The 14,057-nt window shown below is 70.3% G+C and carries 11 protein-coding genes; 2 read left to right on the plus strand and 9 right to left on the minus strand.

From position 1 onward, the window contains the following. The first annotated feature begins 39 nt into the window (after positions 1–39). Positions 40–711: a TetR/AcrR family transcriptional regulator gene (locus VA596_RS32685; RefSeq protein WP_323332071.1), complete on the plus strand. Its 672-nt coding sequence runs from the start codon at positions 40–42 to the stop codon at positions 709–711. 4 nt (positions 712–715) lie between these two features. On the opposite strand, the gene VA596_RS32690 is transcribed toward VA596_RS32685, so the two are convergent. The 8 genes from VA596_RS32690 to VA596_RS32725 all read right to left on the minus strand — a co-directional run bounded on the left by VA596_RS32690 (position 716) and on the right by VA596_RS32725 (position 11,458). Beyond that, complete coding sequence (locus tag VA596_RS32690) at positions 716–1,360, minus strand: Rossmann-fold NAD(P)-binding domain-containing protein (RefSeq protein ID WP_323332072.1); 645 nt, start codon at positions 1,358–1,360, stop codon at positions 716–718. 10 nt (positions 1,361–1,370) lie between these two features. Further along, on the minus strand, positions 1,371–1,766 hold the full coding sequence (locus tag VA596_RS32695; RefSeq protein WP_323332073.1) for a carboxymuconolactone decarboxylase family protein: 396 nt from the start codon (positions 1,764–1,766) through the stop codon (positions 1,371–1,373). Between the two features lie 104 nt (positions 1,767–1,870). Continuing rightward, positions 1,871–4,252 carry a DNRLRE domain-containing protein gene (locus VA596_RS32700; protein WP_323332074.1) on the minus strand — a complete coding sequence of 794 codons (2,382 nt, stop codon included), beginning with the start codon at positions 4,250–4,252 and terminating at the stop codon, positions 1,871–1,873. A gap of 120 nt (positions 4,253–4,372) precedes the next feature. Then, positions 4,373–6,868 carry a LamG-like jellyroll fold domain-containing protein gene (locus tag VA596_RS32705; protein WP_323332075.1) on the minus strand — a complete coding sequence of 832 codons (2,496 nt, stop codon included), beginning with the start codon at positions 6,866–6,868 and terminating at the stop codon, positions 4,373–4,375. Positions 6,869–6,899: 31 nt separating this feature from the next. After that, complete coding sequence (locus tag VA596_RS32710; protein ID WP_323332076.1) at positions 6,900–7,874, minus strand: ABC transporter permease; 975 nt, start codon at positions 7,872–7,874, stop codon at positions 6,900–6,902. Further along, positions 7,871–8,833 carry an ABC transporter permease gene (locus VA596_RS32715; protein ID WP_323332077.1) on the minus strand — a complete coding sequence of 321 codons (963 nt, stop codon included), beginning with the start codon at positions 8,831–8,833 and terminating at the stop codon, positions 7,871–7,873. Before VA596_RS32715 ends, VA596_RS32710 begins: the two co-directional genes overlap by 4 nt. Continuing rightward, entirely contained in the window at positions 8,826–10,382 is a 1,557-nt protein-coding gene (locus VA596_RS32720) for a sugar ABC transporter ATP-binding protein (protein WP_323332078.1), read from the minus strand. Before VA596_RS32720 ends, VA596_RS32715 begins: the two co-directional genes overlap by 8 nt. Continuing rightward, positions 10,382–11,458, minus strand: a complete 1,077-nt coding sequence (locus VA596_RS32725; protein WP_323332079.1) for an ABC transporter substrate-binding protein — start codon at positions 11,456–11,458, stop codon at positions 10,382–10,384. The genes VA596_RS32720 and VA596_RS32725 overlap by 1 nt, the downstream gene beginning before the upstream one ends. A gap of 156 nt (positions 11,459–11,614) precedes the next feature. Here VA596_RS32725 and VA596_RS32730 point away from each other — a divergent pair, with 156 nt between their 5' ends. Further along, the gene (locus VA596_RS32730; protein WP_323332080.1) at positions 11,615–12,619 is read left to right on the plus strand and encodes a LacI family DNA-binding transcriptional regulator; all 1,005 of its coding nucleotides are present in this window, start codon (positions 11,615–11,617) and stop codon (positions 12,617–12,619) included. Positions 12,620–12,765: 146 nt separating this feature from the next. Here VA596_RS32730 and VA596_RS32735 read toward each other — a convergent pair whose 3' ends face one another. Further along, complete coding sequence (locus VA596_RS32735; protein ID WP_323332081.1) at positions 12,766–13,929, minus strand: AAA family ATPase; 1,164 nt, start codon at positions 13,927–13,929, stop codon at positions 12,766–12,768. Between the last annotated feature and the right edge of the window lie 128 nt (positions 13,930–14,057).

The raw sequence follows: 14,057 nt of genomic DNA on the forward strand, positions 1-14,057 counted from the left end.
ACGTTCAGCCCGGTCCGGCCGAGCGGTAACCTCGGCCTCATGAGCGGCGGATTCCAGCGCGCCCGGCGGCCGGAGCAGATCGAGGCACGCCGTGCCACGATCCTCGCCGCCGCGCGCGAGCTGCTCGCCGAGCGGCCGGTCGCCGAGATCAGCCTGCGGGAGCTCAGCTGCCGGGTCGGGCTCGCGAAGTCGAACGTGCTCCGCTACTTCGACAGCCGCGAGGCGATCTTCCTCGAGGTCCTGGACGACACCTGGACGGACTGGCTCTCCTCGCTGGAGGAGACCCTCCCCGACCCCGGCGCCGCCGAACCCGGCTTCGCGCGCGAAGAACGTCTCGCCCGGACGTTGGCGACGTCGCTGGCCGGGCGTCCGCTGCTGTGCGACCTGGTCAGCTCGATGGGCTCGGTGCTGGAGCGCAACATCTCGCTCGAGTTCGCCCGCGGCTTCAAGCGCCGCGCGGCCGCGAACACCGAACGGCTCGCCACGCTGGTCCGTAACCAGATCCCCGAGCTGTCGGCCGAGGGCGCCGCGCACTTCGCGAGTGCGCTGGTCGTGGTGGTGTCGGGCCTGTGGCCGTACGCCAACCCGACCGAGGCCGTCGCCGTCGCGTCCGCCGAACTGGGCGGCCCGCCGGTGGCCGAACTGTTCACGACGGCCCTGGCCGAGGGCCTGACGAACCTGCTGGCGGGGCTGGTCGCGCGCGGCCGGTGACGGCTCAGCGCCGCGCCGCCGCCGTGATGTCGGTGTTCTCCAGGATCTGGTGTTCGTAGCCGTTCGCTGCGACCTCCAGCATCGCGCGGCCGATCTCCTCGGTGGTCGTCACCACCCGCGGCGCCAGCCGGCTCAGCACCGGGTACAGCGGCGCGGCCACGCGGTAGATCGTGCGGTACAGCGGGGTCTTCGACGTGATCCCGTGCAGCGGCTGGATGTAGCCGGGGCGGAAGAAGAACGTCCGCAGCGGCAGCTTCGCCAGCGCGTTCTCCGTCGCGCCCTTGACGCGCGCCCAGCGCACCCGGCCGCGTTCGGTGCTGTCGGTGCTCGCGCCCGAGACGTACACGAACGTGGTGTTCTCCGGCAGCTTCGCGGCGACCGAAAGCGTGAGCTGGTAAGTGATCCGCTCGTACTCGTCGGCCGCCACCCCGACCGACGACAGGCCGAGGCAGAAGAAACACGTGTCGTACCCGGTGATCGGCTCGAGCGCGAACAGGTCCTCGCGCACCAGCTCCGTCAGCTTCGGGTGGGTGGTGCCGGCCGGCGCCCGGCCCACCGCCAGCACCGCCTCGACCCGCTCGTCCAGCAGGCACTCCCGCAGCACGCCTTGCCCGACCATCCCGGTCGCGCCGAACAGGACCACCCGCACGAGCCCACCCCTATTCCGCGGTCACCGGCAGCAACCCGCGCTCGCCGAAGACCTTCTTGGCCGTGAAGGTCGCGTTCAGCGCCTTCGGGAATCCACAGTAGACGGCCGAGTGCAGGAGCGCTTCGACGATCTCCGCTGGGGTCAGGCCGACGTTGAGCGCCGCGTTGACGTGCACGTCCAGCTGCGGCTCGCAGCCGCCGAGGGCGGTCAGCATGCCGAGGGTGACGAGCTGCCGGTCGCGCGGCGCCAGCCCCGGCCGCGAGTAGATCTCCCCGAACCCCCACGAGACGACGGCCTCGCCCAGCGCGGGGGAGACGTCGGCGAGCGCGTCGAGCACCCGGTGCCCGGCCTCGCCGTCGATCTCGGTCAGGGTCTTCAGGCCACGCTCGAAGCGCTCGCCGGTCATGTCGGTTCCTTTCCCCAGCAGTCGTTGTCCCGATCGACGCTAGGGGCTGGAGCGCACTCCAGGGCAACCGTGACGGCCACCACGGCGGGTGGCCGTCACGGTGTTCAGCTCGCCCGCACGGCCCGGGGCAGGCTCGCCGGATCCGGGGTGACGTAGAAGCTGGTGTACGAGGTGTCGGAGCGCTGTCCCGCCGCGTTGGCGCTCCAGGCCGTTACCGACAGCAGTTCGCGCTCTGGGAGCGCCGGCACGGTGAACTCGAACGCCGCCGTGCCGTCGCCGGCGGGCTGGACGGCCACCTCCGGCCCGGTGGTGCTCCACGTCCGCACGGAGTAGCCGTACACCGCGAGGCCCGGCTGCACCGGCGTGAGCGTGCAGTGGACCACCTGGCCCGGCTGCGCGCCGCCATCCGCGTCGCAGGTGAGCGGCGGCGCGGCGGAGCGGGGGTGGAACGAGTAGTACGCCGGCTCCGACACCGTGCCGTCGGCGAAGGTACTGGTCACTTCGAGGTACTGCGTGTCGGTGCTGAGCGGGGTCAAGGCGGCGCTCGCGGTGCCGTCCGGGCCCGCGGGCACGGTGACCGCCGACCCCCGGTAGGTGTAGGTGTAGCCGACGACGCCCGGCACCGACGACGAGAAGCGGAACGTGCCCGGTGTGGTGACGTACCCGCCTTGCCGGCCCTCCGGATATTCGGTGCTGGTCACGGTCGGCTCGTTCGAAGCGACCTGGACGCTCACCTCGTTCGTGGCCGACACCAGCCCGGCGCCGGTCGTCGTGTGGACGTCCAGGTAGTGGCCGTACGCCGAGTCGGGCACGATCGTCACTCGCGCCGTGCCGTCCGGTCCGACCGGGACGGTCACCGGGTCGCCGTAGTCCCAGTCGTAGGTGAAGGTCACCGAGCCGGGCAGGGGCGCGTGCAGGGTGAAGACCACCGGCTTGCCGACCATGGCGTCCGCCGGCACGTCGACCACGGGCAGCCCACGGTCGATCGGGAGCTGCCCGCCGCCCGGACCGGACAGGTTGCCGTTCCCCATCCGGGCCCGCACGGTGACGTAGTAGGGCTTGGTCGCCTCGGACGGCGTGACGTCGATGGTCGCGGTGTGGTCCGGTCCGGCCGGCGCGGTGATCTCCGGTTCACCGTCGATCGAGTAGACGTACCCGGAAGCGCCGTCGGTGCCGTGCGGGGCGAAGGTGCAGTGCTGGGTCTCGCCCAGGTACGCGTGGGCCGGGGCGCACGTCATCGACGGGCCGTTGGCGGCGACCCAGAAGCGGTAGTCGGTCCGGTCCGACCACGTGCCGGCCGCATCGACACTCCACACCGACAGGTACTGCGGACCACTCGAGTCCGGCACGACGGTGACGGTGGCCGGACCGCCCTTGTGCGTGGCCGCGACGTGGTCGCGCGGGGAGCCGAAGAGCCCGTAGTAGTAGCCGACGACGTCCGGGACGCCGTTGGCCGCGAACGTGAACGAGCCGGGCACACCGGTACCGCCGGTGCCGAGGCCGACTTCGTAGTAGTCCTTCGAGGACACGACCGGCGGCTTGTCCGGTGGCACGAAGTCGGTGGTCAGCTTGCAGACCGCGCTCCACGGCCCGGCGTCCGGGCCGTCGAGTCCGCGCACCTGCCACGCGTACGTGGTCGCGTCGGCGAGCCGGTCCCGGACGTCCACCGAAACGGCGCCGTTGCCACTGAAGTAGTTCTGGAGCGTGGTCTTCTGATCGGGATGGTCGACCGGCCACAACGCCCACTCGGCCTGGCCGAAGTCGCCGTCGGGATCGGTGATCACTGCACCGAGACTCGTCGAACCGGGGCCCACCACGACCGGCTTCGCTGCGCAGGCGTGGGTGGTGTCGACCGTGAGCTGCACGGGCTTCAGCGGCGCGCGGTTGTAGCTGATGCTGAGCGTCGCGTGCGGGTCGTAGGCGCGCCCGGACTTCGGGTCGCTCTGCTGGGCGTCGGGCAGCCGCAGGGCGAACGTCGCGGTCTTGCGGCCGGCGTCGAGCGCGTTCTGCACGGCCGTGGTGGCGTTCCAGAACACCCCGCGGGCGGGGCAGGACGTGTCGACGATCGGACCGCCCGCCTCGACCAGTTCGGCCGGCTGGTTGTTCCACGTCGGCTTCTTCGCCGGATCGGTCAGCCACAGCTCGGTGGTCCGGGGTGCCGAGCAGTCGGCGACCGTGGTCTCGTCGACGGAGACACCCGCTCGTTCCAGGCGCGTCCCGCGCAGGGCCGAGAGGTCGAACGTCACGTAGGACTTCGAGACGTGGGTGACGCCGTTGGCGTACGTGTGCGCGCCGACGGGTACGTCGCCCGCCGGGTCGGTGAAGCTGGTGCGCGGCGCCGCCGAGTCGACGTACGCCCACGAGCCGGCCGCGATCCCGGTGATCGTCGACGCGGCCGCGGGTGCCGCGGTGACGACGGCCGCGCCCGCGGCCAGTAGTGCGGAAGTGACAGCGAAAACGGCCGCCGCCCGGACCTTCGAGCCCATCGGGCCTCCCCCTGGAGTGTCGGTTCAGTCCCGTATCGAGGGGGGTCCGGACCGTGTTACCGGGAACGCGGAAAGGCCGCACCGGGACGATCCCGATGCGGCCTTTCCGGACGAAACCGGCTACTTACCGCTGGTGTACAACGCGCTCACGTCCGCGTCGGACAGCGCCCGGTCGTAGACGTGCACCTGGTCGACCGCGCCGTCCAGGTAGTCCACCGGGCCACCGCCGTACTTGCCACGGCCGATCACCGTGTGGCCCGTCGACGGGTCGCCGAGGCAGACGCTCTTCGTGGCCGCCAGCTGGCCGTCCACGTACAGCTTGAGCGTGCCCGAAGCCGCGTCGCGGACGCCGACCACGTGGTACCAGCGGTTCGCCTCCGGAGCCGTGGGCGCCAGCGCCCGCGTGCCCACGAAGCTCATCGCCAGCCGGTGGTCCTGGCCCGAGTACTGCAGGAAGAACGCGCTGGTGCTGTCGCCGTCCTGGCTGACCACCGTCTGGAAGCCGTCGCCGACCTGGTTGAACTTGACCCACGCGGCCGCGCTGTAGCTGCCCTCGGTGTTGACGAGCGCCGCGCCCGTGTCGGCGAACTGGCCGGAACCGTTGGTGGCCAAGGCCGAACCGCTCTTGCCCGCGGTCCAGGAGGCGCCGCCGACGAGCGTCGCGTCGTGGCTGCCGACGACGTCCTTCGCCACCGTGCCGGTGTTCTCGTCGAACGGGTAGGCGGCGATGCCGTCGATCCCCGGCGTGCCCGCGGGCACCGATGGCCCGGAAACCGGCTTGCCCGTGGCGCCCTTGATGACCGCCTCGTTGGCCGCGCGGACCGCCGCGAAGTCCATCTTCTTCACCTGCCGGTCGTAGGTGAAGAAGCCGTTGACCTCCTTCTCGACGTCGGTGGTCTGCGTGTAGACCCCGGCCGAGACACCGCACCGCTGGGCGACCAGCAGCAGGCGCTGCTGGAGCTCGCCGTAGCGCCGGGTCAGCGTCGCGCTGTCGGGCTCCATCTCGTAGGCGAAGCTGCCGGCCGGGTCGAACTGGTGACCGTCGACCTTGAGGCCGAGCCCGCCGTACTCACCGTCGACCGCGGCGCGGGTGCCGGTCTGCACCGGCGTTCCCGGCCCGGTGTAGGTGTGGTCGTCGTAGATGTCGCCCTTGCCACTGTCCGGTTCGGACCGGCAGCAGTTGACGCCGGATTCGGCGTTGACCAGCCGCGAGGGATCCCACGCCTTGACCTCGTCGGCGATCCGGCCGACCTCGTAGTCGCCCCAGCCCTCGTTGAACGGCACCCACGTGACGATCGACGGGAAGCTGCGGTGCTGGTCGATCATCCGGTGCATCTCGGACTCGTAGTTGACGCGCGACGCGGGCGACGGCTCGATGTCGTCCTTCATCGCCGGCATGTCCTGCCACACCAGCAAACCGAGCTTGTCGGCGTAGTAGTACCAGCGGTCCGGCTCGACCTTGATGTGCTTGCGCACCATGTTGAAGCCGAGCGCCTTCTCCTGCTGCAGGTCGAACTTCAGGGCCGCGTCGGTCGGCGCGGTGTAGATGCCGTCCGGCCAGAAACCCTGGTCCAGCGGGCCGACCTGCATGACGAACTTGCCGTTGAGCAGCATCCGCTGCTTGCCGTCGGCGGTCTTGCCGACGCTGATCGACCGGATGCCGAAGTAGGAGCCGACCTCGTCCCCTGTGGACAGTTTGACGCGCAGGTCGTAGAGGAACGGGTCGTCCGGCGTCCACAGGTGCGGCCGGTCCACCTTGAGCTTCAACGGCTTGTTCGCGTCGCCGGTGACGTGCCCGACCAGGCGCCCGTGGTCGTAGGCGGTCGCGTCGACCCGCTGCTTGACCGGCCCGCCGACCACGGCGTTGATCGTGACCGTCCCGGTCGCGGCGTCCGGGGTGGTGTCGAGGCGGTCGATGTGCGCCGAGGCGACCGGCTCCATCCAGACGGTCTGCCAGATGCCGGAGGACGGCGTGTAGAAGATGCCGTCGCCGGGCTGGCGCTGCTTGCCGATCGGCTGCCCGCCCTGGTCGTTCGGGTCGGCGACGCCGACGACGATCTCCTGGGTCCTGGCGGTGGTCAGCGCGTCGGTGACGTCGACGGACCACGCGTCGTACCCGCCGGTGTGGCGGCCGACGGTCTTGCCGTTGACGATGACCGTGGCGTCGTAGTCGACGGCCTGGAAGTGCAGCTGCAGCCGCTGTCCCTTGCCGATCTGCCAGTTCTTGGGCACCTCGAACGTGCGGCGGTACCACATGTTCGTCTCGTGGCGCATGATCCCGGACAGCGCGGACTCGACCGGGTACGGCACGAGGATCCGCTCGCCGAGCGTCTTCCCGACCGGCGCGGCCTCACCCGGGGTCGCCTTGGCGAACTCCCAGACACCGTTGAGGTTCTGCCACTTGTCGCGGGTCAGCTGCGGGCGGGGGTAGTCGGGCAGGGCGTTGGTGGGCGAGACGTCCTTCGTCCACGGGGTGGACAGCGGCGGGGTCAGGCGTTGCCACTGCGGGGCGTCCGCGGCGCTCGCCGCGGGTACGGTGCCGAGGCCGGCGACCGCGACGGCGAACGCGGCGGTGGCGGTGAGCCACCGGCGGGTTCTGCGGGCAGGACGAAACATCGTTGAGACCTCCTGATCGGGGGAAAGGAGCTCAGCGGGTTCGGGACCGCGCCAGCAGACGCTGGATCACCACGACGATGAGCAGGAAGGCCCCGCTCACCACCGTCTGGTAGTTGGAGTCGAGCGTGCCGACCTGGTTGATGACGTTCTGGATCAGCACCCGCAGCAGCACGCCGACGAGCGTGCCGACGATCGTCCCGGCCCCGCCGGTGAGCAGCGTGCCGCCGATGACGACGACCGAGATCGCGTCCAGTTCGGTGCCGACGCCGATCACCGTGACGCCGGACTGCAGGTACGCGGCGGTGAGGACGCCCGCGAAACCGGCGAGCGCGCCGCTCAGCGTGTAGAGCGTGATCTTCGTGCGGACCACCGGCAGGCCCATAAGCAGCGCCGACTGCTCGGCCCCGCCGATGGCGAACACCGACTGGCCGAACCCGGTGCGCCGCAACAGGACCCCGCCGAGCGCGAACAGCACGAGCGTCAGGTACACCGGCACGCCGACGCCGAAGATCGTGCCCTGCCCGAGCCAGAGGATCGCCGAGCCGGGCGCGATCTTGAACGTCGTCGCGCCTTCGGAGGTGATGGCGAGCAGCAGGCCGCGGGCGAACAGCAGCGTCGCCAGCGTCACGATGAACGGCGCCATCCCGGTGCGGGCGATGAGCACGCCGTTGATCAGCCCGATCGCCGAGCACACGACCAGCGGCAGCAGGATCGCCACGAAGAAGCCGTACTGCGAGCCGTACGCGGCGAGCACGCCGCCGAGCGCGTAGTTCGAGCCGACCGAGAGGTCGATGCCGCCGGAGATGATCACGAACGTCATGCCGAGCGCGATCACCGCGAGGAACGAGCCCTGCAGCGCGAGGTCGCGCAGGTTGTCCGCGGACCCGAAGCGCGGGAACGCGAACCACGCGACGATCAGGCCGAGGACGAGCACGACGGCCGCACCCTGGCGCTGCAGGACCCCGGCGAACGCCGCGTTGCGCGCGGTGGTCTGGGTCGCGGTCATTTGCGGCTCCGCTCACGAGCGACGTACACGGCCACGACGATGATGGCCGCCTGGACCATCTGCGCGGTCGAGTCCGGCAGGTTGTGCTTGATCAGGGTGGCGTGCACCAGCTGCATCAGCAGCGCGCCGAACACGGTGCCGAGCACGCGGACCCGGCCGCCGGTCAGCGGCGTGCCGCCGACGACGACCGCGGTGATGGCGGACAGCTCCATCAGCAGGCCCAGGTCGTTGGGGTCGCTGGCGCCCAGCCGCGACGTCGCGAGCACGCCGGCCACCGCGGCCAGCGCCCCGGAGATGACGTAGACGCCCACGAGCACGCGTTTCACCGGGAGCCCGGCCAGCGAGCTGGCGGCCCGGTTGCCGCCGACGGCGACCAGCTGCCGCCCGAACGTCGTGCGCTGCACCACCAGCCCGGCCAGCACCGCGAGCACCCCCGCGACGATGACCATGATCGGCACGCCGAGGACGTCACCCGTGCCCAGCTCCAGGAAGTCCTGGTTGTGCAGCTGGACGAGCTGGCCGTGGGCGATGACGAGCGCGAGCCCGCGGCCGCCGACCAGCAACGCCAGTGTCGCGATGATCGGCTGGATTCCCAGGTAGGCCACCAGGTAGCCGCTGAACAGGCCGGACAGGATGCCCGCGATCACCGCGACGATGACGGCCGTCATCGGCCCGGCGCCGAGGTAGAGCGGGATGAGCGCGGCGGCGATCGACATCACCGAGCCGACCGACAGGTCGATGCCCTCGGTGCCGATCACCAGCGCCATGCCCAGCGCGACGATGCAGACCGGCGCCGCCTGCACCAGCTGGGTGCGGAAGTTGGCCGCGGACAGGAAGTTCTCGGTGAAGAAGACGTTGAACAGCAGCAGAACCACGACGGCCAGGTAGACGCCGTAGTTCTGCAGCCACGCGGTGACCGTGGCCCGGTCGGGCGTTCGGGTCAGGGTGGCGCTAGACATCGTTGTCACCTTCCGCTGCGATCGCGGCCAGGACGTTTTCCTCGGTGATGCCGTCACCGGTCAGCTCGCCGACGGCCGAGCCGTCGCGGAGCACGATGACGCGGTCCGAGCCGTCGATCAGCTCCTCCAGCTCGGACGAGATGAGCAGCACGCCGAGGCCTTCCTTCGCGAGTTCGTCGATCAGCGCCTGGACTTCGGCCTTGGCACCGACGTCGATTCCTCGGGTCGGCTCGTCGAGCAGCAGGATCTTCGGGCCGGTGGCCAGCCAGCGGGCGAGCAGCACCTTCTGCTGGTTGCCGCCGGACAGCTCGGACACCTTCTGCTCGGGGCTCGAGGCCTTGATCCGCAGGCGCTCCATGAAGATCTTCACGACCCTGTCCTGCTTGGCCTTGCTGACCAGGCCGAACGGCGAGAGCGTCGGCAGCGCGGCGAGCACGATGTTCTCGCGCACCGACAGGTTCGGGATGATCCCGTCGGTCTTGCGGTCCTCGGCCAGCAGCGCGATCCCCGCGCGCATGGCGGCGGCGATCTTGCCCTTCTTCAACGGTTTCCCCGCGAGCAGGACGCTTCCGCCGTCGAGCGGGAACGCGCCGACGATGGCCCGCGCGGTCTCGCTGCGCCCGGAGCCGAGCAGCCCGGCCAGGCCGACGACCTCGCCGGGCCGGATGCTCACCGAGACGTCGTGCAGCCGCCGCATGCCGGCCAGGTGCTCGGCCTTGAGCAGCGGTTCGCGGTCGACGTCGTGTTCCTCGCCGAACGCCGTGACGCCCTCTTCGCGGATCTGGCGGATTTCGCGGCCGAGCATCAGGGACACCAGCTCGATGCGCGGGAGCTTGGCCAGCGGTCCACTGTGGACGACCCGGCCGTCGCGCAGCACGGTGACGCTGTCGCAGACCCGGTACAGCTCGTCCATCCGGTGGCTGACGTAGACGATCGCGATGCCCTCGGCGTGCAACCGGTTCAGCACCTCGAAGAGCGTCTCGACCTCACGCGGTTCGAGCGACGACGTCGGCTCGTCCATGATGACGACCTTCGCGTCGGTCGACACCGCGCGGGCGAGGGCGACCATCTGCTGCGCGCCGACACCCAGGGTGTGCAGCGGGCGCTTGACGTCGTCGTGGATGCCGTAACCCTTGAGCAGCTCGCGGGCGTCGGCGTACATCTTGGACCAGTCCACGAGCCCGGCGCGGGTGCGCGGTTCGCGGCCGAGGAAGACGTTGCTGGCGATGCTCATCAGCGGGACGAGGTTGACCTCCTGGTAGATCGTGGAGATCCCGGCCCGCTGCGCCTCGATCGGCTGCTTGAACGTCACCGGCTCGCCGAGGTGGCGCACCTCGCCCTCGTCGGGCTGGTAGACGCCGGTGATGACCTTGATCAGCGTCGACTTGCCGGCGCCGTTCTCCCCGACGAGGGCGTGCACCTCGCCGGGGGCGAGCCGGAAGCTGACGTCGTCGAGCGCGAGGGTGCCGGGGAACCGTTTGGTCACCCCGGCCACCTCGAGCACCGGTGCGGTCGTCATGGCGACGTCCTCTTCGGTGGCTGCGGTCATCAGTACGCGTTCCCGACCTTCTGCGCCGCGTTGGTCTCGTCGTACTGGTCGTCGGTGATCACGATGCTGGCCGGGATCGGCTGACCGTCGGCGAACTTCTGCAGCGTGTCGAAGGCGAGCTGGCCGAAGCGCGGGTTGGACTCGATGACGGCGTTGTAGCTGCCGTCGGCGATCAGCTGGACGGCGTTGCGCGTGCCGTCGATCGAGACGACCTTGACGTCCTTGCCCGGCGACTTGCCCGCGGTCTTCAGCGCGTTCACCGCGCCGATGCCCATCTCGTCGTTCTCGGCGTAGACGGCGGTGAGGTCGGGGTGGCTCTGGATCAGCTGCTCCATCACGGCCTGGCCCTTGGACCGGTCGAACTCGCCGGTCTGCTCGGCGACCACGGACAGGCCCGGCGTCTTGGCCAGCTCGTCCTTGAAGCCCGAGGTGCGGTCGGTCGTCACGTTGTTGCCCGACGCGCCGAGCAGAATCGCAACCTTGCCGTTACCGCCGGTCGCCTTCACCATCGCGTCGGCCGCGCGCTTGCCCTGCTCGACGAAGTTGGAGCCGATGAAGGTCAGGTAGTCGGTGCACGGCGCCGACGTCACCTTGCGGTCGATGGTGACGACCGGGACCTTCTTGGCCTTCGCGGCGTCGAGCGCCGGCTGGAGGCCGTCGGAGTTCAGCGGCGCGACGACGAGCAGCTGCGCACCCCGGTCGAGCAGCGACTTGATGTCGCTGATCTGCCGGTTGAGGTCGCTCTGGGCGTTGGTGACGAGCAGCTTGTCCGTCGGGATGCCGAGCTTCGCGGCCTGGTCGCGAATGGACTGCGTCTCGGCGATCCGGAAGGGGTTGGCCTCCTTTTCGGACTGCGAGAAGCCGATCACCGCGGTCTTCGGGTCGATCTTGGGGTAGCCGGTCTTCGCCAGCGTGCAGCCGTCGGCGGAAGGCGCGGCGGAGGACGCGGAAGCGGCCGGTCCGCCGCCGTTCGACGGCGCGGCCGGCGTCTCCTCACGGGCGGTGCAGGAGGTGAGGGTGAGCGCGGCGGCGGCCGCGGTGACCAGGACCAGGCGGGGACGGGTGGACAGCGGCACAGCGACTCCTCGGGCAGCGACGGTGGTGGCCCGCTCACCGGGGTGATCGGAGTCACCGCGGGAGCCTTGAGGTACTTTTTACATCGTTGGAACAACGTTGTAAACCGGCAAATTGTCGCTACACTTCGACCTCACGCTGAGGTGAAGGGATCGCCCGTGACCGTGACGCTCAAGGACGTCGCCACGCTCGCCGGAGTATCGGTGAAGACGGTGTCGAACGTCGTGAACGGCTATGCCTTCGTCAAGCCGGAAAACCGCCGCCGCGTCGAAGAAGCGCTGGCCGCGACCGGTTACCGCCCGAACGTCGGCGCCCGCAACCTCCGCCGCGGCCGCACCGGTTTCCTGGCGCTGATGGTGCCGGAGCTGTCCATCCCGTACTTCGGCGAACTGGCCGGCCTGGTCATCACGGCGGCCCAGAAGCGGGGCTGGAGTGTCTTGATCGAACAGACACAGGGGACACGCGAGCGCGAGCGCAAGACGTTGTCGTCCCTCGGCCCCCACCTGGTCGACGGCGCGCTGGTCCACCCGGAAGCGCTGGAGGCCGCGGATTTTCCGGACGAACCGGGCGGAATCCCCCTGGTGATGCTGGGCGAGCACGCGGTCGACGTCCCCATCGATCATGTGGCGATCGACAACGTCCTGGCCGCGCACGTGGCGGTGTCCCACCTGGCGTCCCTGGGCCGCACCCGCATCGCGGCGATCGGCCGCAACCCCGCGCGTGGGACGTCGTCCCAGCGCCTGGCCGGCTACCGCTCGGCCCTGGTGGAGGCGGGTCTGTCCTATTCGGACACCCTGGTCGCCCCGGCCGAGAAGTGGCACCGCGGTTATGGTGCGGCGGCGATGAAGTCGTTGCTGACGCTGCCATCCCCGCCCGACGCGGTCTTCTGTTTCAACGACCTCCTGGCGATCGGCGCGTTGCGAGCCGTCGCCGAGCTGGGCCTGCGGGTGCCGGAGGACGTCGCGATCGTGGGGTTCGACAACAACGAAGAGAGCGCCTTCTCGCTACCGGCGTTGACGACGATCGCCCCGGACAAGACGGCTTTGGCGGAGGCGGCGATCGACCTGGTGAGCCGCCGCATCACGGGGGAGAAGTCGGCGCCGCCGCAGGACGTCCAGACGCCGTTCGCGCTGGAGATCCGGGAAAGCACCAAGGGCCGCTGAGGTTACCGTGTCGTCCATCTGAGTACGCGTGTCGTCCAGCCGGGTACGCGTGTCGTCCAGCCGGGTTCACCGCGGGCTGCCGGGCGGATCTCGTAAGCGGACCGCGATGGACGACACGCGTACCTGAATGGACGACACGACCTTGGTCAGCGGGCGGGCCAGTGCCACGAGGGCCGGTCCAACCTCCCTTGCCCCACCAGCTTGGTCTCCCCGTACTCCTTCTCCAGCTCCACCTCGCCCACCTCCGCGATCTCCGACAGCGCCCTGATCAGCGGCTGGGCGTGCGAGACCACGACCACCTGGGTCTCCTTCGCCGCGACCGCGATCAGGGATGCCAACGCCGGCAGCAGATCCGGGTGCAGGCTGGTCTCCGGTTCGTTCAGCACCAGCAGTTCCGGGGGACGCGGCGAAAGCAGCGCCGCCACCCACAGCAGGAACCGCAAGGTCCCGTCCGACAGCTCCGCCGCTTCCAGGGGGCGCAGCAGGCCGTGCTGGTGGAAGCGGACCGTGAAACGGCTTTCCGGGGCCACCACCTCCAAGCGTGACCCGGGGAAGGCCTGGTCGACGATCGACTCCAGCTCCGCGGCGCGGCCGATTTCGATGATCGTGCGCAACGCCGCCGCCAGGTCGGCGCCGTCGTGCGACAGGACCGGGGTGCGCGTGCCGATCCGGGACTGGCGGGCCGGCGCGTGGACGTCCGTGCGGAAGTGGTCGTAGAACCGCCAGCCGCGGATGCGCTCGCGGACCAGCAGTAGTTCCGGGCACGCCCTGGGGTCGGCGAACTCGCTCAGCATGCTGTCCGTCAGCCGGATCTCGAACCGGTCGGCACCCCACCCGCCCGACTCGACGCGCGTGCGGACCACCGGGCCCGCGCGGTCGGCCAGCAGCGCCGACGGGCGCAGGACCGGGCCCGACCACACCGCCTCGCGCTTGAACTCCGGGTCCAGGTTGAACATCGTCTCCGTGGGCACGGGCAGGCCCAGGTCCAGCGCGTAGCCGTACTCGTCACCCGCGAACCCCAGCTTCAGCCCGAGCGCCTTCGTCCGGACCGTGCCCTGCACCGGTGTGCGCCCCTCGCGCACCGACCGCCCGATCGTCTCCGGGCCGGCCCACAGCGTCGACGGCAGCCCGCCCTCGCGGGCCAGCGCCGCCACCGCGCCGTTGCGGGACGCGTCCGCCAGCAGCCGCAACGCCCGGTACAGGCTCGACTTGCCGCTGCCGTTCGGCCCGGTGACGACGGTCAGCCCGGACAGCGGCAGCACCAGGTCGCGCAGCGAGCGGTAGTTCTCGACGGCGAGCGTGGTCAACATGCCCCGAACCTAGCCGTCACCCCCGACAGTCCGAGATTCGTCTGATCTCTGTCCGACGCGGCCGTTGACATTTGTGAACCCCAGCAGCCAGAATCTCCAGTCGTAGATCCTATAGGATCCACGGTTCA

It is taken from the genome of Amycolatopsis heterodermiae (genome assembly GCF_034929455.1).
GTDB lineage: Bacteria > Actinomycetota > Actinomycetes > Mycobacteriales > Pseudonocardiaceae > Amycolatopsis > Amycolatopsis heterodermiae.

What these genes read in the sequence shown, in the direction of transcription:
- VA596_RS32685 (WP_323332071.1), top strand. Translation starts at nt 40, where the DNA reads ATGAGCGGCGGATTCCAGCGCGCCCGGCGGCCGGAGCAGATCGAGGCA.
- VA596_RS32695 (WP_323332073.1), bottom strand. Translation starts at nt 1,766, where the DNA reads ATGACCGGCGAGCGCTTCGAGCGTGGCCTGAAGACCCTGACCGAGATC.
- VA596_RS32700 (WP_323332074.1), bottom strand. Translation starts at nt 4,252, where the DNA reads ATGGGCTCGAAGGTCCGGGCGGCGGCCGTTTTCGCTGTCACTTCCGCA.
- VA596_RS32705 (WP_323332075.1), bottom strand. Translation starts at nt 6,868, where the DNA reads ATGTTTCGTCCTGCCCGCAGAACCCGCCGGTGGCTCACCGCCACCGCC.
- VA596_RS32710 (WP_323332076.1), bottom strand. Translation starts at nt 7,874, where the DNA reads ATGACCGCGACCCAGACCACCGCGCGCAACGCGGCGTTCGCCGGGGTC.
- VA596_RS32715 (WP_323332077.1), bottom strand. Translation starts at nt 8,833, where the DNA reads ATGTCTAGCGCCACCCTGACCCGAACGCCCGACCGGGCCACGGTCACC.
- VA596_RS32720 (WP_323332078.1), bottom strand. Translation starts at nt 10,382, where the DNA reads ATGACCGCAGCCACCGAAGAGGACGTCGCCATGACGACCGCACCGGTG.
- VA596_RS32735 (WP_323332081.1), bottom strand. Translation starts at nt 13,929, where the DNA reads ATGTTGACCACGCTCGCCGTCGAGAACTACCGCTCGCTGCGCGACCTG.